Source organism: Borrelia sp. RT5S, assembly GCF_021165755.1.
GTDB lineage: Bacteria > Spirochaetota > Spirochaetia > Borreliales > Borreliaceae > Borrelia.
On sequence record NZ_CP088937.1, the window covers coordinates 1 to 25,456 of the forward strand.

Annotated in this window: 30 protein-coding genes; 16 read left to right on the forward strand and 14 right to left on the reverse strand. The window is 31.8% G+C overall.

Annotated features, from left to right (window positions below; translation table 11 throughout):
* Positions 1 to 253 precede the first annotated feature (253 nt).
* The 6 genes from LSO06_RS04470 to LSO06_RS04490 all read right to left on the reverse strand — a co-directional run bounded on the left by LSO06_RS04470 (position 254) and on the right by LSO06_RS04490 (position 5,356).
* Entirely contained in the window at positions 254 to 826 is a 573-nt protein-coding gene (locus LSO06_RS04470) for a hypothetical protein (RefSeq protein ID WP_231760907.1), read from the reverse strand.
* Between the two features lie 15 nt (positions 827 to 841).
* Positions 842 to 2,218 carry a replication/maintenance protein RepL gene (locus LSO06_RS04475; protein ID WP_231760908.1) on the reverse strand — a complete coding sequence of 459 codons (1,377 nt, stop codon included), beginning with the start codon at positions 2,216 to 2,218 and terminating at the stop codon, positions 842 to 844.
* Positions 2,215 to 2,346, reverse strand: coding sequence for a hypothetical protein (locus LSO06_RS05790; RefSeq protein ID WP_255673284.1), 132 nt, complete (start codon positions 2,344 to 2,346; stop codon positions 2,215 to 2,217). Before LSO06_RS05790 ends, LSO06_RS04475 begins: the two co-directional genes overlap by 4 nt.
* Positions 2,343 to 2,822 carry a hypothetical protein gene (locus tag LSO06_RS04480; RefSeq protein ID WP_231760909.1) on the reverse strand — a complete coding sequence of 160 codons (480 nt, stop codon included), beginning with the start codon at positions 2,820 to 2,822 and terminating at the stop codon, positions 2,343 to 2,345. The genes LSO06_RS05790 and LSO06_RS04480 overlap by 4 nt, the downstream gene beginning before the upstream one ends.
* Before the next feature lie 549 nt (positions 2,823 to 3,371).
* Positions 3,372 to 3,932, reverse strand: coding sequence for a hypothetical protein (locus LSO06_RS04485; protein ID WP_231760910.1), 561 nt, complete (start codon positions 3,930 to 3,932; stop codon positions 3,372 to 3,374).
* Entirely contained in the window at positions 3,929 to 5,356 is a 1,428-nt protein-coding gene (locus LSO06_RS04490) for a plasmid maintenance protein (RefSeq protein WP_231760911.1), read from the reverse strand. Before LSO06_RS04490 ends, LSO06_RS04485 begins: the two co-directional genes overlap by 4 nt.
* An 87-nt stretch (positions 5,357 to 5,443) precedes the next feature.
* On the opposite strand from LSO06_RS04490, the gene LSO06_RS04495 reads away from it, so the two are divergent.
* Positions 5,444 to 5,623 (forward strand): hypothetical protein, encoded by a 180-nt coding sequence (locus LSO06_RS04495; protein ID WP_231760912.1) that lies wholly within the window; start codon positions 5,444 to 5,446, stop codon positions 5,621 to 5,623.
* Here LSO06_RS04495 and LSO06_RS04500 read toward each other — a convergent pair whose 3' ends face one another.
* Positions 5,624 to 6,031, reverse strand: a complete 408-nt coding sequence (locus LSO06_RS04500) for a hypothetical protein (RefSeq protein ID WP_231760913.1) — start codon at positions 6,029 to 6,031, stop codon at positions 5,624 to 5,626.
* A gap of 889 nt (positions 6,032 to 6,920) precedes the next feature.
* On the opposite strand from LSO06_RS04500, the gene LSO06_RS04505 reads away from it, so the two are divergent.
* The 12 genes from LSO06_RS04505 (at position 6,921) to LSO06_RS04560 (ending at position 18,147) form a co-directional block, all read left to right on the forward strand.
* Positions 6,921 to 7,730 carry a hypothetical protein gene (locus LSO06_RS04505; protein WP_231760914.1) on the forward strand — a complete coding sequence of 270 codons (810 nt, stop codon included), beginning with the start codon at positions 6,921 to 6,923 and terminating at the stop codon, positions 7,728 to 7,730.
* Between the two features lie 30 nt (positions 7,731 to 7,760).
* The gene (locus LSO06_RS04510) at positions 7,761 to 8,537 is read left to right on the forward strand and encodes a hypothetical protein (protein ID WP_231760915.1); all 777 of its coding nucleotides are present in this window, start codon (positions 7,761 to 7,763) and stop codon (positions 8,535 to 8,537) included.
* Between the two features lie 24 nt (positions 8,538 to 8,561).
* Entirely contained in the window at positions 8,562 to 9,245 is a 684-nt protein-coding gene (locus LSO06_RS04515) for an ABC transporter ATP-binding protein (RefSeq protein ID WP_231760916.1), read from the forward strand.
* The gene (locus LSO06_RS04520; RefSeq protein ID WP_231760917.1) at positions 9,238 to 10,464 is read left to right on the forward strand and encodes an ABC transporter permease; all 1,227 of its coding nucleotides are present in this window, start codon (positions 9,238 to 9,240) and stop codon (positions 10,462 to 10,464) included. Before LSO06_RS04515 ends, LSO06_RS04520 begins: the two co-directional genes overlap by 8 nt.
* Positions 10,454 to 11,182, forward strand: coding sequence for a hypothetical protein (locus LSO06_RS04525; protein ID WP_231760918.1), 729 nt, complete (start codon positions 10,454 to 10,456; stop codon positions 11,180 to 11,182). The genes LSO06_RS04520 and LSO06_RS04525 overlap by 11 nt, the downstream gene beginning before the upstream one ends.
* A 10-nt stretch (positions 11,183 to 11,192) precedes the next feature.
* Positions 11,193 to 12,233 carry a hypothetical protein gene (locus LSO06_RS04530; protein WP_231760919.1) on the forward strand — a complete coding sequence of 347 codons (1,041 nt, stop codon included), beginning with the start codon at positions 11,193 to 11,195 and terminating at the stop codon, positions 12,231 to 12,233.
* A 12-nt stretch (positions 12,234 to 12,245) separates the two neighbouring features.
* Positions 12,246 to 13,268: a hypothetical protein gene (locus LSO06_RS04535; protein ID WP_231760920.1), complete on the forward strand. Its 1,023-nt coding sequence runs from the start codon at positions 12,246 to 12,248 to the stop codon at positions 13,266 to 13,268.
* A 376-nt stretch (positions 13,269 to 13,644) separates the two neighbouring features.
* Entirely contained in the window at positions 13,645 to 14,559 is a 915-nt protein-coding gene (locus LSO06_RS04540; RefSeq protein ID WP_231760921.1) for a SagB family peptide dehydrogenase, read from the forward strand.
* Between the two features lie 11 nt (positions 14,560 to 14,570).
* Positions 14,571 to 15,617: a streptolysin associated protein SagC gene (locus LSO06_RS04545; protein WP_231760922.1), complete on the forward strand. Its 1,047-nt coding sequence runs from the start codon at positions 14,571 to 14,573 to the stop codon at positions 15,615 to 15,617.
* A gap of 9 nt (positions 15,618 to 15,626) precedes the next feature.
* On the forward strand, positions 15,627 to 16,958 hold the full coding sequence (locus tag LSO06_RS04550) for a YcaO-like family protein (protein ID WP_231760923.1): 1,332 nt from the start codon (positions 15,627 to 15,629) through the stop codon (positions 16,956 to 16,958).
* A 227-nt stretch (positions 16,959 to 17,185) separates the two neighbouring features.
* Entirely contained in the window at positions 17,186 to 17,551 is a 366-nt protein-coding gene (locus tag LSO06_RS04555; protein WP_231760924.1) for a CPBP family intramembrane glutamic endopeptidase, read from the forward strand.
* Entirely contained in the window at positions 17,542 to 18,147 is a 606-nt protein-coding gene (locus LSO06_RS04560; RefSeq protein WP_231760925.1) for a 5'-nucleotidase, read from the forward strand. The genes LSO06_RS04555 and LSO06_RS04560 overlap by 10 nt, the downstream gene beginning before the upstream one ends.
* Positions 18,148 to 18,404: 257 nt before the next feature.
* Here the strand turns inward: LSO06_RS04560 and LSO06_RS04565 are convergent, their stop codons facing one another.
* Both LSO06_RS04565 and LSO06_RS04570 read right to left on the reverse strand, forming a co-directional pair.
* Positions 18,405 to 18,821 carry a hypothetical protein gene (locus LSO06_RS04565; protein ID WP_231760926.1) on the reverse strand — a complete coding sequence of 139 codons (417 nt, stop codon included), beginning with the start codon at positions 18,819 to 18,821 and terminating at the stop codon, positions 18,405 to 18,407.
* Positions 18,822 to 19,172: 351 nt separating this feature from the next.
* Complete coding sequence (locus LSO06_RS04570) at positions 19,173 to 19,436, reverse strand: hypothetical protein (RefSeq protein WP_231760927.1); 264 nt, start codon at positions 19,434 to 19,436, stop codon at positions 19,173 to 19,175.
* Positions 19,437 to 19,616: 180 nt separating this feature from the next.
* Between LSO06_RS04570 and LSO06_RS04575 the strand changes: the two genes are divergently transcribed.
* Entirely contained in the window at positions 19,617 to 20,069 is a 453-nt protein-coding gene (locus LSO06_RS04575; RefSeq protein ID WP_231760928.1) for a hypothetical protein, read from the forward strand.
* Between the two features lie 914 nt (positions 20,070 to 20,983).
* Here LSO06_RS04575 and LSO06_RS04580 read toward each other — a convergent pair.
* Positions 20,984 to 21,130, reverse strand: a complete 147-nt coding sequence (locus LSO06_RS04580; RefSeq protein ID WP_231760929.1) for a hypothetical protein — start codon at positions 21,128 to 21,130, stop codon at positions 20,984 to 20,986.
* A 22-nt stretch (positions 21,131 to 21,152) separates the two neighbouring features.
* On the reverse strand, positions 21,153 to 21,359 hold the full coding sequence (locus LSO06_RS04585) for a hypothetical protein (RefSeq protein WP_231760930.1): 207 nt from the start codon (positions 21,357 to 21,359) through the stop codon (positions 21,153 to 21,155).
* Between the two features lie 239 nt (positions 21,360 to 21,598).
* Between LSO06_RS04585 and bdr (LSO06_RS04590) the strand changes: the two genes are divergently transcribed.
* On the forward strand, positions 21,599 to 22,072 hold the full coding sequence (bdr, locus tag LSO06_RS04590; protein ID WP_231760931.1) for a Bdr family repetitive protein: 474 nt from the start codon (positions 21,599 to 21,601) through the stop codon (positions 22,070 to 22,072).
* A gap of 31 nt (positions 22,073 to 22,103) precedes the next feature.
* Here bdr (LSO06_RS04590) and LSO06_RS04595 read toward each other — a convergent pair whose 3' ends face one another.
* Entirely contained in the window at positions 22,104 to 22,451 is a 348-nt protein-coding gene (locus LSO06_RS04595) for a hypothetical protein (RefSeq protein WP_231760932.1), read from the reverse strand.
* A 444-nt stretch (positions 22,452 to 22,895) separates the two neighbouring features.
* Here LSO06_RS04595 and bdr (LSO06_RS04600) point away from each other — a divergent pair, with 444 nt between their 5' ends.
* The gene (gene bdr, locus LSO06_RS04600) at positions 22,896 to 23,372 is read left to right on the forward strand and encodes a Bdr family repetitive protein (protein ID WP_231760933.1); all 477 of its coding nucleotides are present in this window, start codon (positions 22,896 to 22,898) and stop codon (positions 23,370 to 23,372) included.
* Between the two features lie 48 nt (positions 23,373 to 23,420).
* Here bdr (LSO06_RS04600) and LSO06_RS04605 read toward each other — a convergent pair whose 3' ends face one another.
* Positions 23,421 to 23,603 carry a sporulation protein Cse60 gene (locus LSO06_RS04605; protein WP_231760934.1) on the reverse strand — a complete coding sequence of 61 codons (183 nt, stop codon included), beginning with the start codon at positions 23,601 to 23,603 and terminating at the stop codon, positions 23,421 to 23,423.
* A complete protein-coding gene (locus LSO06_RS04610; RefSeq protein WP_231760935.1) occupies positions 23,594 to 25,183 on the reverse strand; it encodes a protelomerase family protein in 1,590 nt (529 codons plus the stop codon). The genes LSO06_RS04605 and LSO06_RS04610 overlap by 10 nt, the downstream gene beginning before the upstream one ends.
* Positions 25,184 to 25,456: the final 273 nt, after the last annotated feature.

Genomic DNA, 25,456 nt, shown 5'->3' on the forward strand with positions numbered 1-25,456 from the left:
CTAGATAGTATATTGCTATTCTTTGTTTATAAAAACAGGTACCTTTATTGTTATATTGATGATGCCGGTACCTATAACTTTATTGTTGTTTCCCTTTTTATGAATAAGCACTTGCTTCTAAATTTATTGTTGTCTTTATTTAATTTGGTTATATTATTTATTAGTATTTATTTTAAATAAAAATTATCTTCTTAAATAAAAAGCCAAAGCTAGTTAACTTTGGCTTTGCTTTTCAAAATTAAAACTTAAAAGACTACATACCCAAATATGCCATTACTTTTGGTATAAATGCAACACCCAAAAGAAATATCAGCGTCGCGGATGCCATTAGTATTCTATTGGAGTTAGTAAAATCTTTCCTCATTATTGCAAGTTCTCTATAAATATTTTTTTCTAAATTATTTATCTTTGTATCCATCTTCTCCTCAATATCATTCTTAACTTCATTTATTCTTTGGTTTACTGATGCAAACCTGCCGTTCATCTCATTCTTAACATCATCTATTCTTTGGTTTACTTCTGTAAACCTGCCGTTCATCTCATTCTTAACATCATCTATTCTTTGGTTTACTGATGCAAATTTATCATTAACTGCTTCAAATTGCTTATCCACTGCTTCAAATTTAGCATTCATAGTCTTTTCAAGCGCTGCAATATCGCTTTTTACTGCAATAGAATATGATTTAGCATTCTCAACTAGTAATAAAGCAACACCCCTTTCACCAACAGATAAACCCTTACCTTCCAATTGATTTAAAGTTTGACTTAAAGTATCGGTTATATCCAACTCATCTAAACCCAATTCATTCTTTAATTCAGTACTCATTCCACACCCCCTTAATTATAACAATTTGGTTAAAATAGAAACACTAGCAATTGTTGAAACAAAAGCAAATTGTGCTTTAATAGCTTTCTTAAGAGTAGCTACTTCACTCTTGTCGTTCCCATTGTTGTTAATGTCATCAACTAATTTAGTTATTAAATCGTAATTTAAAACAAAAGCCCTGTGCTTTTTATGAAGCAAATTATGCTTAAGCAGCGTTTCTACACCCTTTCTAATAAAATACATTGAGCAGCCAGTCTCTTTGGAAATAACCTCCATTTTCTTAAGCACCCTATTGTCCTCTTTTGTGTTATTAACAAAAAAGTCTAGTGTCTTGTAGACATCCACTGGTATTGAGTTAAAGTCAACCTTTTTTGTTCTAAACTTACTAGCAATACTAGCTAATGGCTTGTGATGATTACTAGTTGCAATTTCCTTGCTAGTGTATGCTAGTCTAGACTCATAATCTCTTTTATACAAACTAGATATATGATAAACAAAAATACAAAAGACAACATCTAATGCAAAAGAACACAACAATAGTAAATAAGATATTAAATATTTTGTGTATGCATAATCACTGACAAACAACTCAGGTTTTAGGAATAATGCATGAATACCATACATATTATTCCCTACATTACTATCTTTAATAGTTTCATAAATTGCTTCATGATGCTTAATATCAAGTTCCTTACCCTTTTCTAAATAAGAATTTATTTGTACTTCTAATTGCTTGTTCTCTTCAAGCGTTTCCTTTATGAACTTCTCATATTCCAGCTTTTTAGTCCTGTGATCGTGATACAAAGCCAAATTCTTAACCTTAACTGATTCAATTGTTGCTATATTAGCTTCTATTCGTCGCTTCAACATATCTATACGCTGGTTCAATATTGTCTTCTCAGCTTGCATAGCTACTTTCATAGATACTTTTGTATTCTCAATAACACTTAATCGTTGTTGTTTAACCTCACGAAGCTCAGCACTGAAGAACAATTGGAAAAAATTCTCATAACTACCCCATGTACTAACTAATTGAGTTATAAAAGCAATAACAAGCAATACACCCACAACCTTGCTATGTCGGCTAGACATAACAGTTACACTACCAGTTTGCTTTTGTATCCTATATTCATTGAGTAAATACAGCATCTTATGAAAAATAATAGTGGGCACTACTATTACAACGATAGTAAACCCTAAATAAAGCAAACGCTGCTCTCTGCTTAGGTGCTCGCTTGAATAAACAATAAATCCGTTATATGAATTTAAGATGTTAAAGCCTACAAGCAGTAATGCACCTACTATCTTGATGAAATTCATGTACACAAACTGAATATCAAACTTTAATTTATCCAGTATACCCAACTGACTTATACTTACTTCTTTATTCATTTCCACACTCCACTATTTCTTCTTCTCATAAAATTAGCAATGCTTTTCTTTACTCTTTTAAGAGAACTATCAAAGCTTGCAATACAACTTGCAATACACTCAATCACTAATTTTTCCTTCAATATCATATCCAACACCCTAGCCTTGTACTTACTTCTTTAAATAAGTAAGTACACATTAGCTTAAATTTATCTCTAAACCTGTTTAAGTAAATTTCATTACGAAATAGATAAGTATTATAATACTCAAACTTACTATTTATGTATAAGCTTAAATACTCACACATATATGTTAAATCATGATATGAAGCATGGAACTTCTTTGATCTAATACTTGATATAAACCTGTACTGATCCCTTTCAAGGCTTGCTACCCACTTATTAAACTCACTTATTCTTCCTTTTATATCCACAATTAATTGGTCTCTTTTTAACGCTTCATATTCCTTAAATTCTAATAAAATGTCTCTTATATTATACCCACCCTTTATGTTATAATCTATGTTATAATCATAATTGATGGCAGCTGATACTTGTGTTTTATCGCATGTATTGCTGCCGTTATAGCCAAAATCTTTTCCTAATGGAATCCCTAAATTAGTCATTTTTTCTCCTTTTTTTCAAGCTATCTTTATTGTATCTTATTTTATTACTTTTGTCTACTTCTCTTGAATTAAAGTAACTTGCTTATTGGATTAATTATATAAATTACTAAACAGCACAAATATATCCTTTTTATTTTTAAATACGAGTCTATGTTTTACGTGTTCACTTAAGTAATATACTCAATCTTTAAATAGAGTAATTTGTTTGTTTTGAAATCAAAATAATAGTGTCTTAAAATCTATTAAAACACTATTACAAGCCTACTTTTTTTCAAATACGATTACTTACTTCTCAAATACTATTGCTTATTTTTCAAATACGATTACTTATTTTCGAAACAATGTTACTCACTTTTCAAATACGATTACTTACTTTTTAAATACAAATAAACTTGTGAACAACTTTGTCAAGGAATCATATTGGTAAACTTTTTTAAATAACCACAAACTTAGGTCCCTAAACCCTGCCTATGTGACGCCACCACTCTAGACAAAACTTATACATCCTATCCTGTCAATCAGACAAGACGCAACAAACGTAAGCAAAACTTACGTTTGTTGTGCTGCCAACTTTTGTCTTGCATACTTCTCTCTTCTCTTACGCTTAAGTTCTTCTTGATTTGCGTAGTAATACTTATGGTTAGCTTTAGCTACTACTTCGGCATGCTCCTTAAGATAAGTCTTAGTTCGCTCTATTATAGACTCTCTATTTTCCCTATAATGTCCTCTTTGATACTCCCTATTGCCTTCAACATCCTTGTAATAGTGCTCTTTTGACCTTGCTAGTTCTTTTTCTCTATTCCTCTCTCTGTACGCTCTCCGATACCCCCTCATCTTTTCCTTATTCTCGTCTCTGTAAGCCTTAATCTTATCCTTATTCCGCTCTCTGTACCGTTTCGCCTTCTCTTTGTTCTTAAGAGCAGACTTCTGAGCCTTTAATTCCTGTTCCTCAGCAGTAAGGTTTAAAGGAGGCCGACCCTTCTTTTTCTTAACCTGCTGCACATCTTCTGTTTGTGCGCAGGCAGTAGATACTGCATTTTCAGTTTCATTGTCTCTAGTTTCATTGTCTTTGAGTTTAAACAGCTCCCCAAGCTTTTCAAATATTTTCATAAAACCCCCTTATTCAAATCAAACTTAAACTTATCCAAAAGCAATCCCATTGGCTGAGCCCCTGATTCCTTAAACCTACCACTAGAGTCAAGCTCACGCAGGTTGCCATACCCATCCGAGCAAACAACCCTGCCTAAAAGCTCCTGTTGCTTGTACTTATTCGTGTACTTATCCATGAACGACCCCCAAACCTTGTAAAAATCATTAGTCTTGTCCGTGTTAGGATTTAACATCCAAACCTTATTGCTGTAAACCTGCGTAAACTGCTTTGTATAGTATCCAGCCACGTCTTCTACAGCATAATCGCTAGCATAAATTAGGCTTGCCTCCAAATTACGCAAGGCATTCCTATGCGTGGCGACATTATTGCTACACCGCCGTATTGTAGCCAAAGTGTGCCTGTCAATTTTGTATTTATTCTCTAGTTTACACTCCATGTGCTCCTCATAGCTCCTCTTGTACGCCGAGGCAACGCGGGCGGCGGCGCGGCGCGGCGGCGCTTTTGCATGCAAACTCTCCTGCCTATCCTCATTGCTCTTAAAGCTACTAGCTTTCGAACATGCCTTCCCAGCCGATTTGCTGGTAACCCCCCCCTTTTTCTCCTCATCGCTAGCTTTTATTTTCCCTTTTTTGTCCTTCCCTTCACAAGAACTCTTTCCACAAATCCCGATGCCTCCAAAAACGACCCCTGCTTTATTAGCACTTCCCTCCTCCCTATGTTTTTTTAAAATCGAATTCTTAGAATTCTTAGTATTAGTTAAGCTTATTATACCTTTAGGTATAATGGTGCTATTTTGAGGGGAGGCATTTAACACCATTTCTTCTTCGTTTTGTTTAAAGGAAGCAGCGGCATATTGTTCAATTTGTTCATAGTCATCAACATCATCAAAAGAGACAGCATCAATTTTATCTTCAAAAACACCCTTAATTCTAACACCAGCCAGTGTGTCAATTAGTTTGTCTTCATGGTGCTTCTTAATAATTGTTTTAAAGTTTCTCCATAGTTTCCAATTGATTACGTAAAAAGCAAAGCCACCATTGCCCTCACCTAAAGGTTGAATTACAGCCCTAATGAGCCCCAAATCCTTCAATGCCTTAATATCGCCTCTGAGTGTACTTCTTGCAGCAGGTTTAAGGCCGTCCTTGACAAGGGAGGCATTAACCATTCTGTGTATGTCACCTGCTGAGTAGTGTGCAAGCCTGCCTGAGGCAAAATATTCCGTATTCTTTCGCTCAATAGCCCAACATATTTTATATAACCTCTCGATTCTCTTATGTGTGCGAACCACGAGTGATTTTATGTGGTTAATCGTGAGTGCTTTGCAATAACTTCCGGCCTTAATGCTATTCTTAATGATCCTATTAAGTAGTGCCTTGACCCCTTTGGTGGTAGTCTTGAAAAAGTCGGCTTTTTGATATATCATTGTAGACATCCTTTCGGTGCTATAAGACTTATTTGTTTCGGTGACTTATAGTACCTTTTTAGGTTTTTATTTATTAAATTATAATGCATGATTATAAATTCTAAAAGAGGGCAGGCTGTTAGCCTGCTTGTTCTTTTCATATCCATATCCGCATTTAAGTTAGATCTTTTAATAAACATAGGTTTAATATATATTGTTACTTATGTCGTTGTCAATATTATTTACGACTCTAGGAATAATATATATATTTTTAAAGTTGATAAATAGTTAATAAATAATGCATATATTTTTGTTAATTTTTCTAACAATCTCTTTCTTGCTTTCTTCCTGTATTTTCTTTTTTTCTTTCTTGTCAAGTAATTTGTTTTTTTTCTTAATTCTCAACTGCTTAAACCTTAATTGTTCTACTCTTATATCCTCTAGTATTGTCCTTTTTCTTTCCGTGATTTTTATTTTTATTTCTGTCTGGATTATGGAGTCATTTAACTTTTCTACAAATAAATATTTAATAAATTCTTCTAAAACATGATTTACACGTCCTATTTTAATAGTGGCACCTAAGGCTGTAACCACTTTATATATATGGCTTTCGCTGTAGTTAAGACCGTAAAGCTCTTCTAGGATATTTTTTATTTCGTTTGGTTTATAAAATTTTAATTTATTCCTTATAATCATAGCATCCATCCTTTTACTAAATTTTTTTCTGTTGTTTTAATTATATTGTTGTTTTAAATAACCGATTATTGTACGTAATTATGTATTTAGAATAAGTTTTATTTATAATAAATATATTCCTATGGGAATAAATTGCTTGACTAAATTGAGTAGAATTAAATATCAATTTCCATTACTGAGTTTTGTGAATAGTATGCCATAAGCCTCAATAGGATGTGCGTAAGAGAAACCGGAGAGGTGTGTTATTGAGGAGAGGGGCATGTGTCTTGTTAGGGTATGAAGGAGATGGGTGGTAAATAATTATTTATAAAATCCTACTGTAGACTCAAGAACAATCATAATGATTGTATGACAAATGAGAATAATAATCTGGGAATCAAATTCAGTAATAGTGACATAACTAATATTCACAAAATTGTGGTAAGGTGAATTTTGGTCAAACATGAGAGACTTATTGTAGTCTCAATGTATATTGAAACTATCGCCTCCCACCAGCTGCTCAATTATTGCTTAGTAGTAATTAATGACTCGCAGCTCTTTGAATAAAGTACATAATTTTGAACAGGGAAAGATTTAATAATTAATAATCTTAATGTTTACAGTATTGGAATAAATCTAAGTAAATATCGAAAACAAGATGAAGCATAAAAAGTAAAGCTAGTCCTTTGGTGCAATATTAAATATTGCAAATTCTTAATTTTAATTTATTAATTAATCCCAAAGCAATAATAGTATGTTACAATGACCACATATAAGTTTAAATTAGATGATAATTAATTTTTTTAATTTAAATTTAAAATTTTTAAAAAGTGTTTATTTAAACATTATTTCTTAAGAATTGTAGATGGGGGTATAGAAACAATTATTTTGTTGTCTTTAGGTAAGTGTTATGAAGATTTTTAACAAGTCTTTTTATTTTAGAGTCTTATTAACTTTGAATTTTGGGTTTTTGCATTCCAATTCTTTTGAAACTTTGAAACAAGAGTACCAAAGAATATTGGAGAATTATAATTCTGGCGTGACTGGAGGATTTGCTATAACGAAAGAGGATGATTATATAAATCACTATATAAATAAATTAAAAGCTATAAAGGAGAGTCTAGAACTACTCAAAGATGATAGGACTAAATATTTTAATAGTGATATTAATTCCCAAATAGCTTCAATGGTTCAGCATGCAAAGGGTATTAGTAATTCTTATGATAGCTATTCAATTCTGGTAAGTACAAAGAAAAATCTTCTAGACTTAATTTCTTCTGAAGTCTTTAAAGGCTTAGAAAAGTCAATTAGAAGCGATTCATACAGAATATTGGGAGATGTAAATTTATCTCTTTTAAGGTATTTGGGAGGAGGGGAGTTAATTAAGGTTTCAAATGAGGCTAAGAATGCTTTGGAGAAATCTTTGGAGATTGATCAGAATGCTCTTGCAAGTATTTCTTTATCTACATGGTTCTTGTATTCTCCAAGAATTGCAGGAGGAAATCCTCGAGAGGCAATAAAGTTGGCTCTTGCGGGTCTTGCAGTTAGTAACAATAAAGTGGAGAAATATTTAGCTAATATATGGGTAAGTCAAGGGTATTTTCTTCTTAAGAAACAAAAAGAACAGGAAAAATATTTACGCGAAGCTGCAAATATTTTTCCCAATGGAGCTTTTCACAAGATGGTGAGAGATAAAAATAAGATTGGAGAGTTACCTTGACTTTAGGTAACATTTCTTGGAGTAATATTGATGAATGTAAAAATATTATTAATATTTTTAGCATCAGTAGTAAATTTGTTTGGGTATGAGTTAAGAGAATATGTAGACAGGATTGAAGATATTCATACCAATTATTATGCAGGAAATTTTGAATCTAGCATTAATAAATCTGTGAAGGGATTTATTAATTCTCTTAATCAGATTGAAAAGGATGTTTTGCGCAAATATGGGCAGCACAGCATTCAGTATCACTATTCGAATTTGCTTATTTCCTTGGTTTTGTGTGATGTTGCTTATGTGGAAGATGATAGTGATGAGCGTAATAGCTTAATTACCAAGATAGTAAATAAATATGAAGTTGGATTTAAGGCTTCTTTTAATTCTGACGTATTTTCTGACTATTTTAGGGCTTTAGGAGAGCTTGCCTTAAATTTAATTTCTCATGATTCTCCCAACTTTTATTCTTATGTTGCTAATGGCAAAAGATTTTTACAAAAAGCATTAGCAATGGATAATGAAAATTTAAAAGTTAATATTCCATTAGCGCTGTTTTATACAGCGAGCTCTACAAGTAGGACCTTTAATAATAATTTATTTGCAGCTCATTATCTTAGCATAGCAGAAGAGATCCCTTTAAATAACAGACAGCAATATTTGAAAAAAATTGTTAAGAGCTCTTTTTTGGCTCGCATTAATAGAAGAGTTGAAGCAATGGATTGCTTAAAGTCTGCCATTAAAATTTTTCCCAATGGCTATCTTGCAGCTATTGCGATTGAACAACTGAAGAAAGGTAAGTCTTTCTTTTAGTTGTGGTTAATTAGGGGTAAATATATGAGGCTTAATTTAATTAGGGTTAACAAAAATTACAAGACTTTCAACGAAATAGTTTATGCAAATAGGAATATAACCCTTGACTTGAAAGCAGGAGATATGGCTTGGATTTCAGGTGCAACAGGTAGTGGTAAGACTACTCTCATTAATCTAATTTCAGGAATAGATATACAAGATAGTGGAGATGTAGTCTTTGATTCTATTTCTTTAAATAGCATGGGAGATAGACAGAGAACTCTTTTTAGAAGATATAATATGGGGCTTATATTTCAACATTTCGAGCTTATTGCCAGCCTTACTGGATTTGAAAATATTTTATTGCCACTAAGATTTTCGAACAAAAGCCATGAACAGGCAAAGGATATGGTAACTCGATTAGTTAAGTTATTTGATCTTGAAAACTTTGTAAATAGAAAACCTAAACACATGTCTGGTGGGCAAAGACAGAGAATAGGAATAGCAAGAGCATTTGTGTATGAACCTAAATTGATCCTTGGAGATGAAATAACAAGTCATCTAGACCATAAGACGGCTACTTTTATTTATTCTGTAGTAAAACATTATATAGAAAAAATGGGATCAATTGGAATATTTATTTCTCATGATTCAAATTTAGAAAAGTTTGCCAACAAATTTTACAGAATAGAAGATGGAATATTATCTTTAAGGAGTAAGCATGCTTAAGTTGGCTTTTTTCAATCTCTTAAGAGATATGAGAAGATCTGTAATGATTTCATTGCTTTTAATAAGCTCAGTAGTATTTTTATTGCTTTTTATTGGGTATATGAATTATAGCAGTGAGGGTATGCAACTGGGGCTTGTCTCCTCAACTGGACATATCCAAATTGCTAAGGAAAATTACTTTAATCCCAAGTTTAGTGGCCTTAGGAATAGTTTAATGCTTGAAGAATGTGAGATATCGCAAATCAGAGAAGAGATAGGTAGTTATTCAGATGTAAGTTCAAGCAATCTAGTAGTAAATTTTGAAGGGCTTCTTGGTAATGCTTTAGGGAGTAAGCCTTTTTTTGCATCAGCTTTTGAGAATCCAGATTTTGCTACAAGAAGTCTTTCTCTAGTAAAGGGCCGTCCCATTTTTGATGACATCGTTGGTGATTTTTTAATTGGAAACAGATTCGCAACCTCTCTTGGTATAGAAAATTTAAGCGAAGAAAATTCTAGATTAACTTTAATGACTGATTTATTTGGAGAAGGACTTGTTTTACAAGATATTAATCTAGCAGGTATTATTGAGTTTCCAACCTCACAAACAGATAGCATGATAGCAATTACGAGTATCAAGACGCTTGAAAGTTTGTTTGATTTTAAGAGCGGTGCTCATGTAATACAGGTCTTCTTAAGAAATAATTTTGTGTTAGAGGATTTCAAACAAAAATTAAATGCTTTTAAAATTAAAAGCAAGCTACATTTTCAATACAGTGATTGGTATGAAATCAATCCATCCTTTAAATCTATTGTAGGAATGAACAATATGATGTTTACTTTCATACTAGTTTTAATATTATTGCTTATATTTATATCGTTTTTTCAGATAATGACGGCACTAAGTATAGAGAGAACTAGGGAACTTGGAACTTTGAGAGCCATTGGCCTTACAAAGGTAGAACTTTTCTCTACTTTATTCTTAGAGATATTTATTCTTACTGTTCTTAATATAATTTTAGGAATCGGGATTGCCTATCTTTTTAAGTTTTTAATCGAAATGCAAAAAATTCAATTCTCACCACCGGGGTATACGGAGTCTTATTTGGTTAATGTGTTATATTATCCGAGTGATATTGTATTTGTATCTTTGTTTATTGTTTTAGTAACACTTTCTTCTTCAGTTCTTCCATTCATTAAAGCAGCTAAGAGATCGATAGTAGAGGTAATGAATGATATTTAGGGCTTTTATCCTTGTTTGTCTTTGTCTTACTAAGTTGCTGCATTCTGGTGAAGCTAGCGTTTTACTAAAGGAATTTTCTAGATTATCTTTTCCTGAGCTAGATTCAGGAATTTATGTCATCAATGTGTTTTATGAAGTTTATTCAGAGGGCGTCTTGACGGAGAAAAGCAAGGGATTATCATTCATTAATGCTAATAATTTGAATGCCAGGTTAGTTTACATAGAAGGCAAGAAGTCAGATTTTGCATATCTTGCGCTTAAAGATATAGGTTATTACATGCTCAGTAGCAAGTCTTCAAATCCGATTAAGGTTAGTCCATCTTATAAGGTTAAGGGTATATCTTCATTGCAAGATGTTATTGGGTTGGACTTTCAGGAAGATTTTAGTTTGCTTAGAAGTGAGGAAAATTGTTTAAAATTTAAGTCAAATAAAACTTCTCTTTATCCTTTTGTTGACCTGGTGAAGCTTGCATCAGATCAATTTGTAACAATACATAAAGACAGAAATTCTAACACTTTAAAGGAAGTATTTTACCAAGAGGGAAGTATTAATGGCGTTAATACTTTTGGCTACATCGAGGTTAAAGAAAAGAACTTTGAGAATTATCAAACAAAGATTTACACAAGCAATTTTTTAAAAACCAATTTGAACAATTCTATTCTTAGTTTAAAAGGGTTTAACAGGGTGTTTGATTTTGCTAAAAGTTATTTGAAATAGGAAAGCATAAATGAGTATAAGGTTTAGTAAAGTGGTATTATTTAATTCTTTATTACTTATTCCTAACTTCTTATTTGCTAGTGTTGTTTTTAAAGAACAGATTGGAATGAATAGCATCCTTTCATATCTTTTCTCAGACTATGAGAAAAGCAATAATTTTGGTACTGGGGTTTTTAGTTTTGAAAATGAAGTTTATTTAGGATTTTCCGTGAGTCATAGTATTTTTCAACTAGAAGTTTCTCCTTCTTTTGTTATCAAAAGGGAGGATAAGTATTTAGATTTTAAAAATGTATTCATAAATTTATATTTTGATACTTTAATAATTAAACTAGGAAAGCAAAATTATCATATAGGCAGTGGGTCAATAGAGAATATTATTTTGGGCAGGATAAAGACGGAAGAAGAATGGTTTACAGAAGTATACTATTCTGTCTCATATTATGCTCTCTCTTTTGGTGCTATGTTAGATCAGTTGGTTTTAAGTGAACTTGAAAGCTCAAAATATGTATCTCCTTGGGGTTATTTTCAAATGTCATTACCAAGTTGGGATTTACTATTCATGTTAGAGACTCCTTTTCACTTTAAAAGCAATAATGTAGATATCAAATTAATTTTTGACGCTTCTTTTGAAATTTATAATGGAATATTCTTTTATTCTACAATAAGGCAAGATTTGCTTTGTGAAAAAGAATACGCATTTCGCAGTCAAGACAATAGGTACCTATTAGGGCTAAGGTACTACACTGATTTTGAAAACAATATAGTAAATGGATTTAATGTTGCTTTTGAGAGTTATTCAAAAAGTAATAATTATTTGATATCAACAGTAGTTATGTTGAGTTGGATTGAAAATTTATTTCAAACATCAGCTGCTTTAAAGTTCAGTTTAAGTGATAATTCTTTGCAAGTTTATCTTGAGGGTGATTTTCCTATTACCAAAATCCTTACATTAAAAATTAAGAGTATCTTTGAGCCCTTAAGACAAAAAATACTATTTAAAAGTATCCCATTGAGTCAAATATTGAGTATTGAGATGAAGTTAAGGGTGTAAGGAGAGTCAAAAATGAAGAAAATGAGAAGAATAATTCTGTTTTTAAGTTTATTGTTGGTTTATCCAGAATTCTTTACAGAAGAACCGGACGAACTAAAAATAAAAGGACTAGACTTCAGTTTTGATGCAAATTATTTATCCCTCCCAAATACTTTTGAATTTGCACTAGATGTTATACATAATGATTCCAAGATTTCTCCCTTTATTGATATGGGTACTGATTATTATCAAATGATACTATTTGGCACTGGTCTTTCTTATGCCTTTAGAAGTTTTTCGTCTAAGTTATTTTATGAGATTCGAATTCCGTTTAACTTAAACAGCAAATCAATTGAACATATGGGGAATTTATCACTTGGATATAATTTTGATTATCTTAAACTTGATAATAATCTAAGAATAGGGTGGATTAATCATTTACTTAAAGTGAAGAGTGGTTTGAAGCATAAGTACTTAAACACATTGACACTGGAAAATAAAGTTGATTTCTTAGCACCTATTTATTATTCTGAATCGCAAAGAGCAGAGACAAAAGTATCTTTTATTTATAAATATCTATTGGAGAACCAAAATCAAATTTATCAAGTACATTGGAATTTTAAATATCTACTTGCAATTCCCTTTGGAGAGATAGGACTTAAATCTGATTTCCTTCAATCTGATTCTTTAACTAAAACTGAGTTGAATACTAGAATTAATTATAACTCTTTAAATTTTTATCCAGTAGCACTTCCTTCACCTAATGATACTAAAAGCTCTTTTAATACAATTTTTAATTTTGGGTTTGAATATAGAATATTTTTTCTTGAACATTTAAGAAATGTGGTCTCTGATTTATTTCTAGTATTGTCATTTGATACAGGGTATGGACTCTCTGACAGCTTTCTTGACAATGGTAGATTTCTTTATATCTCAAGTTTGGGTGTTGGGTATAAATTTTTTAAAGAAGTTCCATTCGTTTTTAAGGTTGGAATAAATCAAGAAAAGCGGTTGTTATTTGGCTTTATAGTAAGTTCTATTATCTTTGATATTTAAAATGGCTGAAAATACTTTAAAAAGGAGGGCTTATATGATTACTAAGGACAAGCATTTTTTGACTGACATTGGTGCAAAGTTAAATTATGCAATTATACCTGGCGCTTGTAGTTCTTGTTGTTGCTGTACTTGCTGTTGCTGCTGCAGTTGGAGCGGGTAAATAGTAGAGAGGGGGAGAATCTCTCCCCTCTATTTTAGGTTAGAACAAGTTAAGTTTTCTTTTTGATATTAGAAATAGGAATGTATTTGGTGTGAAGTATGGAGGTAAACATTTGAATTGCAAGAAGTATTAATGTTTTGAGTGTATTTTGAAGTAGAGATTTATAATCTCTTTATTAAATTTAGTAAATAAAAGTGGTTAAAGGTGATAACAGGTATGAAAAAAAATGATAATGGGCATGCTGAGGTCCTTAAACTAGCAGCAATGCATGAAATGAACAATATTACTAAAAGTGTGTTTAACAGTAATATTGTTTCTATTCCTTCTAATAGTAGGCTTCAATTTTCTTTGTTTGATAAAGAAGACGGAAGTTTAGCTCTTGAATATTTGTTGAATTTTTCTGAAAACAAGAAATCTCATTTCAATGAGACTATTTCTAGGTACCTTCAAGATCCTGCTATTATTGCCAATACATCGAGGAAAGAATCTCGGGAGTTTGATGAAAATATAGTGTATTTACCCAAAGTTAAGAGACTCAAGATTAAACTTGAAGAGGCTTTATACAATAGGAAATCTTCTAGAAGCTTTAAAAGCAAAAAGTTAAGTATGGTTAACTTATCTACAGTTCTTTATTATTCTGTTGGTGATACTCGGTATGAGCAAATAGAACTTGGCGCTTTCAAAATTCGACAAGCCAGGAGGACATACCCATCAGGGGGAGGATTATATCCCATTGATATTTATTTTTATGTAAATGGAGTCGAACATCTCGATAATGGTTTTTATTTGTATCAGCCTTCAAATAACTCAGTTTTTAAAATGGGAGTTAGCTTATGTGAGATTAAAGAGTTAATTAACATTGCATTTTTTAAAGATTCGGTTAATTTTAATGTTGCCTTCTTTTTCGTCTATAGATATGAAGTTAATTATTTAAAATATTCAGAGATGAGTCTGATTTTCGCTTTCATAGAGTTAGGCGCAATTCATCAAAATCTTGCTTTGGTATCTACCGCTTTGAATTTGGGATACTGCAATTTGGGTGGATTCGATAAGGTAGAACTGGAGAAAATTTTGAAACTAGATGGCATTAGTGACCATGTAGTTTCTGCTTCTGTTTTGGGAAATATTTGAAGGAGTAATTAATGAATAATTGTTTATATTATTTTTCAGATGATGTTAGGATTTTGAAAAAGACGGAGAGTGTTTTTGTCGTTAGAAAAGGGATATGGAACTATGAAGATTTGATTATTGATGTTGAAGATTCTCATGTCGGTGAGCTAAGTAAAGTTTTTAAAGCTTTGGCCTCCGATGAAGGGATTGATTTAATTAAAATAAAGAGTGATAAAGTTAAGAACATTATATCAGAGTTGATTAATTCTGGATTTGTTGACTTGAATGAGAGTCAAGACAGTAAGAAACATTTAAATTATTTATATCTTGGTCGTTATTTGGAGCGTATCCCTCAACATAAGCCTTTCTTGCTAATTGCAGATAATGATAATTTGATTAACATTTTAGAATCTTCTTCCAAAGCTTTTGAATTAAAATATGCTTTTTTAAAGCAAAAAGAATTAAAAGATTTAAAAACACCTATATTTTTGAATAAATTAGATACAGTTCGTTATTCGAAGGAATTAGATTATTTTAGATCCGAATTTAGTCCTTTTGAGGGAATTATTATTTTATTGAGTAATGTGAGTCCATTTTTGCTTAGAAATATTAATAGAATATTAATGGAATTAGATAAGCCAGTTTTTTTAGGTATGATAGATGGCCCGTTTATGATGATTACATGCTTGATACCGAATAGAACAGCATGTCTTGAATGCTATGAACAAAGAATAGTTGCTAGAATGACAGATCATGTGCTTTATCACAGTTTTAATGAAGAATATAAGGGATATGAAAGAGATTCTGGTTTAACTTCTTTAGGTGTAGCTTTAGGCCCGGCCTATCATCATATTGCTTATATTTTAGTTGGAGACGCTTTTGGTTTTTATCAAACAAAGAATTCTAAGCTTTTGGGAAGGGCCTTACATATTTATGTACCTTGTTTTGAGTTTCAAAATCAAGATGTACTTAGAATATCTTCTTGTACTGCTTGTGGATATATTTCAGCATATAAGTCAAGATGTTTAAATGTTGAAACACAAAGAGTTGTTTCGAATTTAATTTCTAATTCTAAGTGAGGAGTGTTTATGTTTACCTATTATCCTTATTCAAATAAACTTTATAGAGATCTTATTTTTGTTAATTCTCCAGCTACTGGTATTGGTTCATCTTCGGTTGCATTGCTACCCTTTCAGAGGGGATTGCCTTGTTTATATTCTTCTATATGTGTTATGCCTAACTATCACAAGATATTAATAGGGAAAGAACACCATATGGAGTATCATATTGCAGGCTACGGACGCTCTTATGAGGAAGCTATTACTAGGTTACAAGGAGAAACGATTGAAAGATATTCCCTTTTAATGTCAAAAACCTTATTTCAGGATGATTTTGTTCTTTCTTCCAGAAAATCTCTCTTGGTGTCTTCAGAGCACAAGGTTATGCCGTTAGAATATAGAAATATTTTTTATGATTTAGGTGTGAATTCGAGCCTAATTTATACTGAAGTGAGCGAGAATGATGAAATTTATTGGATTTTGTTACCATCTTTAATTAATTCTGATGAAAAAATATGGATTCCTTCTGATATGATCTTTATGGGAGTTCCTCAGGAATTTAATATGCCTGTTTTTAGTACAGGAACAGCAGTTCATAGAACGATAGAAAGTGCTCTTAGTAATGCAATAATAGAAGTCATACAATTGCATTGCTATATTGCCCACTGGTATATGAAATCGAAAAGACCTGTTATTGATTGGCAGAGTAATAAGTTTTTGAGAAAATCAGTTTATGAATTAGGGATTGAGTCTAATTTCGATTTAATAGCACTGGATTATTCTGATGATAGTTTAGGTATGCCTGTTTATGCAGTATTTCTTAAGAATAAGAGAAAATCAATTCCCTATTTGATTTGTGGCATTCAGGGTGGTTTTAATAGAGAACATGTCTTTTTAAGGGCTGTTGAAGAAGCTTGTGTCATTGCCCAATCCTTGCCCTTGATTTATCTTTTTAAATTCGATGAAGTTAGCAAACTTACATTAAGCAGTCTTAGGAATAGTTTTAATTTAGATGATAATTTTCTGTATTACTCAAATTTGAATGAAATTCCCTTAAAAGATTCTTTATTAAATTCTATTATAGATTATGGTGATAAGTTAGAGATACAGCCCAGTGAAGTCACCCTCTCTGTAGAAAATGAGCTAAATATGGGTTTGAATATTTTAAGATCTGTTAGTAAGTATGCTGTTTATTGTGATATAACTCCTCCTGAGCTGGAAAAGACAGAGTTTAAATCTATAAGAATTCTTGTTCCTGAATTACTCAAAATGTGTTTTCCATTTCATCCTTTTGATAACCATCCATATTTTAAAAAGAAAGGAGGACTTACACATGATTATTTCCCACATCCAATACCTTAGTTTTCTTTTTATACCATATTTGGTTTTTCCTTCAGGAATTTGTATTTTTTCACATTAGAAATTCAATCTTATTTATGAGACTTTTTTGTTCTTTTTCACTGTTTTTTATAATTACTTATTTTAATATCTTTCTCGTAGAGGTATCTTATTTTGAAGTGAGAAATATTTTTTTAGTAATTTTTGTGCCTATTGTTACATTATTTTTAGAGATATGTATAGGGGTTTTTTTGAATAAAAAACCCCCTGTGTTTTTGATAGGGAAGAGTAATTATACGCTATCTTATTTTTTAGCTATTATATTTATGGCAGTATCTGAAGAATATATTTTTAGGTTAATATTTTTTGATTTTTTTGCAGAAAGATTAAAATCCAATTTATTAATTACTGTTTTGTTAAGTTCATTTGCATATGGATTTAATCATATTCATTTTGGTGTTTTTATCTTTTTATCAAAATTTTTTGTAGGGATACTCTATTCTCTAGTTTTTCTTTTTAGTAAAGATTTTTATTGTCTTGTGGCTATACATATTATAAATAATATTTTTGTTTTTAGTTTAAGCTCCTTACAAGAGAAGGATAAAATATGTCTTTAATTTTTGTACTAATTTTTATTTTATCTGTAAGATGGATTTTGAATTTTAATTTAGTAAGAAACTACTTGTTTGGTTTTATTAGTATAGAGAATAGGAAGAAGATAGAGTCTAGGCTATATCTCTATATAGTACAGAATATTATTAATACCCTTGTTTACTTCATAAGTTTTTTTACAAATTTTTATGAAGCTGAAAGTATATGGTTTGTAAACTTTAATTTATTAGATATGGTTTTAAGTTTCTTGTTGGTTTTTTTTACGTTGATAAATATATTGGGGTATTATTTTTTAATTTATTCCAAATTCTCTAAGGCATTACATAATAGGAATGAATTTGATAATTCGTATTTTTACGACATGTTGGGGATTTTATTTTCGTTTATAGAATTTGTTTTTTATTTAGGCATCTTGTTACCTTTTTTGAAACAAAATATTGATAATGATTATATAGCAATTTGTTTGGGAATTTTAATATATTCTTTTATGTGTTTGAATAGTAAAATGTTTCTTAGGAGATATTTTTTGATCGATTTAGCCTTAAATATTTTCTTATATGCTATTGTATTTTTTTATCTATCTTTGAATTTTTTTATATAGGGAATATATTGCCATCTTTAGTTTCTTTCTTATTAATATCTAGTTGGAAAGTTATTTTTGATTTAATAAAAACACTACATTAATGATTAATCAGATTATTGAACATCTAATTAATGTCATAAGCATCATCATACTTGAGGTGTAGTTGCAAAGGTATTATGCAGGAATATTAGTTGATATGTCCTTAGTTCAATTCAACTTTTCCCTATATATGGCTTTCAGATAGGTATAACAACTAATTGATCAGCATAATATTATTATACGTAAGTAAGTTTGATGGTAGGATAATAAGATCCTGTGATCTTAATCTCTTTTATTAAGTCTAACATCTCACCTAAAATAACCTTAATGCTAGCATTATCATTACGTATTGCAACCTTTCCGATATCCTTATTTACAACAATATTACTAATCGAAATTTTATCCTTATCAAACTTATTAATACCACCACCTAATATAATTGGATGCTCCATCTTTTTGTCAACAAACGCAACTAAAACATTACTACCCTCACAGGGCGCATAAGATATATCAGTAGAAGACATCATTAAAGAAGCGGGAAGTACACATACCCTACCATCAATATTAACTTCAACTGAAATATAAGCATTCCTGTGTTCAACACCTCTACAAATAACATGAAAATTCTTAGCAATAAATCCTAATAATAGCATACAAACTCAAATATTCCTTTACTTAATTACTTACATTATAATAAATTAATCAATCAGAGTCAACCCTGTACATCCTCTCTACTTTACAAATAAATGCTATGCATGCCGTAGGAGGCATGTGAGTAATGGCCGTGGATTTATTTCTGATTCTGAAGGTACTCTTAAGAGATAGAAGTTTTTCAACAGGGCACGTGAGATTTATCACGTTGACACTAGTAGTTCTAATAGTGTGTTTATGCCCATTTTGACTCTTCTACTTGGGCATACTAAATGAGTTGTTTTCTGGTTATCCCATCAACCCATCTTTATCTCCTTAGCTTTTCTTTCAAGACTTTCAATAACAGGATCTTTCTAAACACTATTTAACATACCGCCACAAAATGAAAACTCTACAATTGCATCCTTGTAAACATGATCCTGTGGCTTATAACTAACATCATCCACAACAGCAACACTTATATCTACAACATTTTCTGGGTTATTATTCCCACTATTAACATCTTCACAGTTAACCTCTGTTCCTATATCATCACCTAAGCCTCTAGCCCTACGTTTAACCCTATCACTATCTTGTATATCAGTTACATCATTCCCTTTACTTTTATGAGATCCCACACTCACTTCTTTTTTATCTAAAGGACTTTCTGATATATCTACCTAATAACTTCTCATATGACTTGCATGATATAACACTGTTCATTAGATTCATTATCATTAACGCTTTAATCATTTAACTTCATTTCTTCACCTCTTCTCCATAGCGACTATATCTCATAATGCATTACTTATTTATTTTTGATAAATTTATTTATAAGATGTTCATTTATTATTGCATTAGCTTTATTTTTTAGTTGTGAGTTTAGTCCTCAGTTAAAAGAATATATGGACAAAATTACTACATCAACTGATAATCAAAAAAGCAAGTCAACTTTCCCTCAAGAGTCTCAACAAAAAAACACTCTTGAGAATGAATTATTAGAGGACAACAAGTCAAGGACTCCAAAAGGAGAAACCCAGCAACAAGTTGTTCCTAGCAATGTAGCATCAAAAGATAACAATATAGAAGAAAGTGATGGTGGTGCTTATTACAGCATTCACTCGGAAACATTGAGGCGTGGCCGTCTACAAAGGCTAGAGCGTGAAAGACAAGAACTCGAAAGAGATATAACAAGGAAGTTGAATGAGGTCCTCCATTGGGCTAGAGGAATTGGGCTAGAGGAAAAATCAGGGAAGAAGTCAAAAGATTAGATCTTGATCCCCGCAGAGCAAGTCGTATACAAAAGATAAAAGACTACTGGGAAACATATCAAGAATGGCTTAACCAAGGAGGCGATAAATCATCATTAGAAGTAATGAAAAATAAATTCTTAGAAGGATTTACTCCGATAATAATAGAAGCTAAGGCTGACAATAGAGACCGCATTATGCACTTTGGGTAGTTAGCTCTAATTACCGAATGTATTAATCAGTTTTTTATATTTATGCAACATAAAAAACTTTTACTAATGCGTTTTAATTACTAAGATAGTCCCTCATGGGGGCTATTTTAGTAATTAAAACGCATTAGTAAAAGTAAGAGATATACATTGAGATTAAAATATTATTGAGTTAGCAAAACAATGCACATTTTATGGTTTAGCTGTCGTGTAAGCATCCTTAGTTTATCTATAAGCATCAGGATAGCCCTTCCTCATTTACATCACTTTCTCTTTTCTCAATTTTATATGATTTAGCATCTTTCTTAGTTTTATTAATATCTCCTTGGGTAAGGATAGCCTTATATAATATCCGCCACAGGTTTAATCCCCTTTTTATTAGCAAACCCTCTAGAAGTACTAGCAAAACTTCTAACAGCCTCATCAAAATATAAAGAAGAACATTTAGAAACTATTTCTACAAAAGATTAACAAAATATCTGCATATTGATTAGCAGTATTAATAAAGTATTCAAGTCTATTAACATCCTCTTGACTTAATCTAGTGTTAATTCTTTTTTTATCGAAAAAATCAAAATGGAGGTTTTAACAGCCCATATTATTAGCTAATGCTATTAATGAGATTATAGCAAAACTTGAAGGATAGGGTGGAGAAGTTATTAACATAAAGTATGCTATTTCTACTCTATCGTGGATATTTATACTACTGAATTTCACTTTTCTATCTCATTTATTTACTAAGATAATGTATAAATAATGCAATCTTAATCTCATTTTTACTGTGTCTATTCTCCCGTCAAGTTTGTCTATCCTGTCATTAAGCTCATTCCTTACTTCCTTTATTTCACTACTAAGCTTACTCTCAACAGACACTCAGCCTCTAAAATGCAACAAGTTATTCCTCAAAAGGGTTTAATTTTTCCTCTATTCCCTCATTAACATGTTCTACATTTAGGATCAAAAACAATCTGCCCCTGTATTTAGCTTCGCCTTTTAAATTTCTCAAGAGCCTTTTCTTATCAGGAAAAATTCTCCTTATATCTCTTCCATTACTAAATTCACTTTTAACAGTTTCTATCTCAGCTTCAAGCTTATCTATCAAACTATTACAGGAACTGCTTCCGGTGGAGGTGTTGTTACTGGGACTTCGACGGGTAGCATCACTGGCTATATGGAAGGTAGCTATATTTCTCAGATAAATGCGTGTAGTAGTAATATTGAAAAGCTATTTGAATAATTACAATTTGATATGATTAGACGTAGTGAGGATCTATTTAAAGATTAACTAGCAAGACTAGTATGTTAAAATGAGACTAGGTTGAGAAGCAAGGGGGTGTGTGTATGAGTAATCTTGCGTATGATCGCTTACCGGAGTATGAGGAAGTAAAGCAGGTATTTCTTGATAAGGGGTTTCCAGAAGCAGTAGTTCAGTATGTCCTGCTTCGCAATTCTAATTATAACTATGAGAGTTTGCAAGTTAGAATGACTGTGCTTGAGAAGCAAATGGTAACTCTAAGTAAAGATGTTAAGGAAGGCACAAGCAAGCTTGAGACTAGGATAGACAAGCTTGATGACAAGATAGAATCGGTTAGAAGTGAGCTTAGGGGTGACATAGGTAAGCTAGAGGACAAGATAGAGTCAGTTAGGACTGAGCTTAGAGGTGATATAGCAAAACTTGATAGTAAGATAGATACAGTAAGGGACGAGCTTAGGAAAGACATCAAGAGTGATATTAAGGCAGCGATATACCCTATTTATTGGATATTAGGAGTAGGAGTACCAGCTGCGGTAGTGTTGCTTTCATATTTTAAATAGGAGTGTAGATAAGTATTAAAGGGATTAGTGTTCACTTTATTCTATGCTCTTTTCCTGTTTTTTTATATGTTTTAGTTGTGCAGTTACAGCCCCAAATACATTTAGGACAGTTGTTCTTAATAACCAATTCTTCTAAGCTATCGTCATTTATGTTTTTATCTATTTCTTGAACTAATTCTTCTGCTTTCTTATTGGTTTTTTCCTCTATTTTTTTATTGTGCGTTCTATTTATTTCTTTGGGACTATTTTTGGGTTTAGCGTTTACACAATAGCAATTGTACTTACATGTAGAACAATCTTCTGTGTTACCAAATTTCTTGCAGGCACAAATTTGCACAACTAGAAATGAGATTAAAAGATATTTTAATAGGGGCTGCATATACCCTCCTTTGTTATAACTTTAAAAAGGAAAACAACCACACCCCTAAGAGGGATATGGTTTACACGGTTGTGATATATATTTGTTTAGTATCCTTGTTAGTTGATACAAATGCAAAAAAATAGGCAACTGTCGCAACTACCAGCGAATGAATAAACCGAAACAGACGCCATTAAGATGACGGATAAAAGAATTGATTTAATACTCACGGTACACCCCCTATCTTTGCTTCATATTCTTAAATAAGGCGGCATAATTAACTTAGTTAATACTATAACACATTACTGTGTTAATAGATATAGGGTTATGTTTATAACTAACTCCTTAAAGGTTATACTTTATGGCTAGACTTAATCTTATGTTGGTATGCTGAAAAGATTAACTAGAGGTAGTATGTTAAAATTAGATTAGAATTAGATTAGGTTGAGATCAAGGGGTGTGTGTATGAGTAATCTTGCGTATGATCGCTTACCAGAGTATGAGGAAGTAAAGCAGGTATTTCTTGATAAGGGATTTCCAGAAGCAGTAGTTCAGTATGTTCTACTTCGAAATTCTAATTATAACTATGAGAGTTTGCAAACTAGGATGACTGTGCTTGAGAAGCAAATGGTAACTCTTAGTAAAGATGTTAAGGAAGGCACAAGCAAACTAGAGACAAAGATAGAATCGGTTAGGAGTGAGCTTAAGGGTGATATAGGTAAGCTAGATGACAAAATAGAATCGGTTAGGAGTGAGCTTAGGGGTGATATAGGCAAGCTAGAGGATAAGATAGGTAAGCTTGAGGACAAGATAGAGACAGTAAGGAGCGAGCTTAGAGCAGATATCAAAAGTGATATTAAGGCAGCGATAAGCCCTATTTATTGGATACTAGGAGTAGGAGTACCAGCAGCGGTAATGTTGCTTTCATATTTTAAAAAATAAGAATGAGGGGTATGGGAGCACAAATGCTTTTTATAAAGGTATTTTTGTTTATTTGTAAATAATTAAAGCGTAGTGCAGCTCGTTAGCATAAGACTCGCTTGAATAAGTAGAGATTGCGTACTTGATATTAATTACTTGCTTCCCATCATGCTCAAGGTCTTTTATTATCTGGTTAATAGCGTATTCTAAATCTTGTGAAGTATTAAACCCCCCAGTAGCCATTACTCGCATAACTGAACCGTAAAGGCTTGACGCATAGATTTAATCTTGTGCTTAATAAGAACAATTTCCTTAGTAAGAAGTTTAAATAATGTCTTGTAACGTGATTGAGTTAATGTAGGGAACTTATCTTTTATAGTAATGTAATCAAATACGTCAATAAGAACAGCTTTGGTGCTGAGTAAACCCTTGCCTAGAATAAAGGATAAAATAGCAAAGTTCTCATCAATAGTCTCTTTGCTTTTAAAAGGAAGCATCGTGTTAAGCCTAGCAGCTTCATCAGGAATGAGAGTATTCTTAATAAAGTCTTTATCAATAGATGTCTTCTTAATGCCGGCAATCTTAACCTCACCTTTTTTATCAATACCAGTAAAGTGATCAAAGAATTCCTTAATCATCCCTCCATTAGATTTAACACTGTACCCATTCTGAGCAAGTATTTTTCTAAATTCATATTTAAGCTCCTTTATATTAAAGAGCTTACCACTGGTATTAAAGAAGTCAATAGCTATGATCATAGACTCTTTAAATGAATCGAAGGTCCTAGCACGCATGATCTTGCGTTTATCAGATATTCTAGGATTAAGAGAAGGTGTATAGAGCCAGTTTAGCATCCTTTTACTTATTTCTAGTTTTCTATTTTGCCTAATATAGGCAACCTTGAGATGTAAGTCAGTAAGTACAGTAGCCCTTGTGAGTTTAAAATCCCTATAACTTTGTGCAGCCGACTCATCATCAACATGCCCTAGTATTTCAGCAACCCTTGGAAGTATTTCCTTACCACCTGAGGCATCATTAAAGTAGCCTTCACGTTTTAAGATAAGAGTTGTGTAAATGGCTCGCAAGTCAGAAGTAGTAAATTTGGAGTCAAATAGCTTAATAAGTACTTGCTTGAGTAGATTGCTAAGCTCAGTATCGCTAAACTCATTATCTTCCCATCTTTGTCTTAAGTCTTTATAAAGTGCAGTACTTGTAAGGGTATTGTATGCATCAAGAAATAGGGATTTAGGAACAGTTAAAGGTATGGGATAGGGAGTGCTAAATCGCGCTAGATCTCCAGTCTTAAGCTGCCCTTGGAATAAAACACCATCTTCATCCTTACCTATGTCACTAAATGAACCAACAATAATCTCCATCCGCCTCCTACCTGAGGCAAGCAGTAGTCCTGTGTAGAGAAATTCAAATCTATGCGAGAGTAGAAGCTCTTTAGTAAGAGTTAAGATTTCAGTTTTATTAAAAGATTTCTTATATATACTGCGTTCTTTAGTTTTACTAATCGTGTCTTGTGCAAGTTGGTTATATTCGTCTCTTGAGAGCTTAAAGTAGTTAAGCATTGGGTGCTCTGGATTAAGAGCTTTAAATGTTTTTCTTATCTTTGTAATAGTGACTTTAACATAATGAGGAGAGTATGTAGAGTTACCTTTAAGAATGTTTAAAAATGCTTTTGCTCGTCCATTAAGTCTAAGTTTATAAGTTTTAGCATCAATAATACCATTAGCTAGATATGCATCAAGAGAGCGCACTTCCTTAATGAGATTTGTAGTAAAATTATTAAGATTAGAAATTTTATCCTCACTAGTAGTTTCAGCCATTATAAGCTCCCTCTTAAATTGACGATCTAGTTATAAGATCTACTAGGCAGTAATGAATACTCCTAGGAAGCATAATACTTACGCTTAATACTAGATTTATTATAATACTACACCATTAACATGTCAATATATTTACTACTTTTAGGGTAATTATAATAATCTTTTTGTTAAGGATAAAACAACTAAAGAATTGAGGGGATAAGTAGACCAAATACATATATTAAATATAAATATAGAAAGATAAAAAGAGTAAGAGAGGTGTTAAGAGTAAGG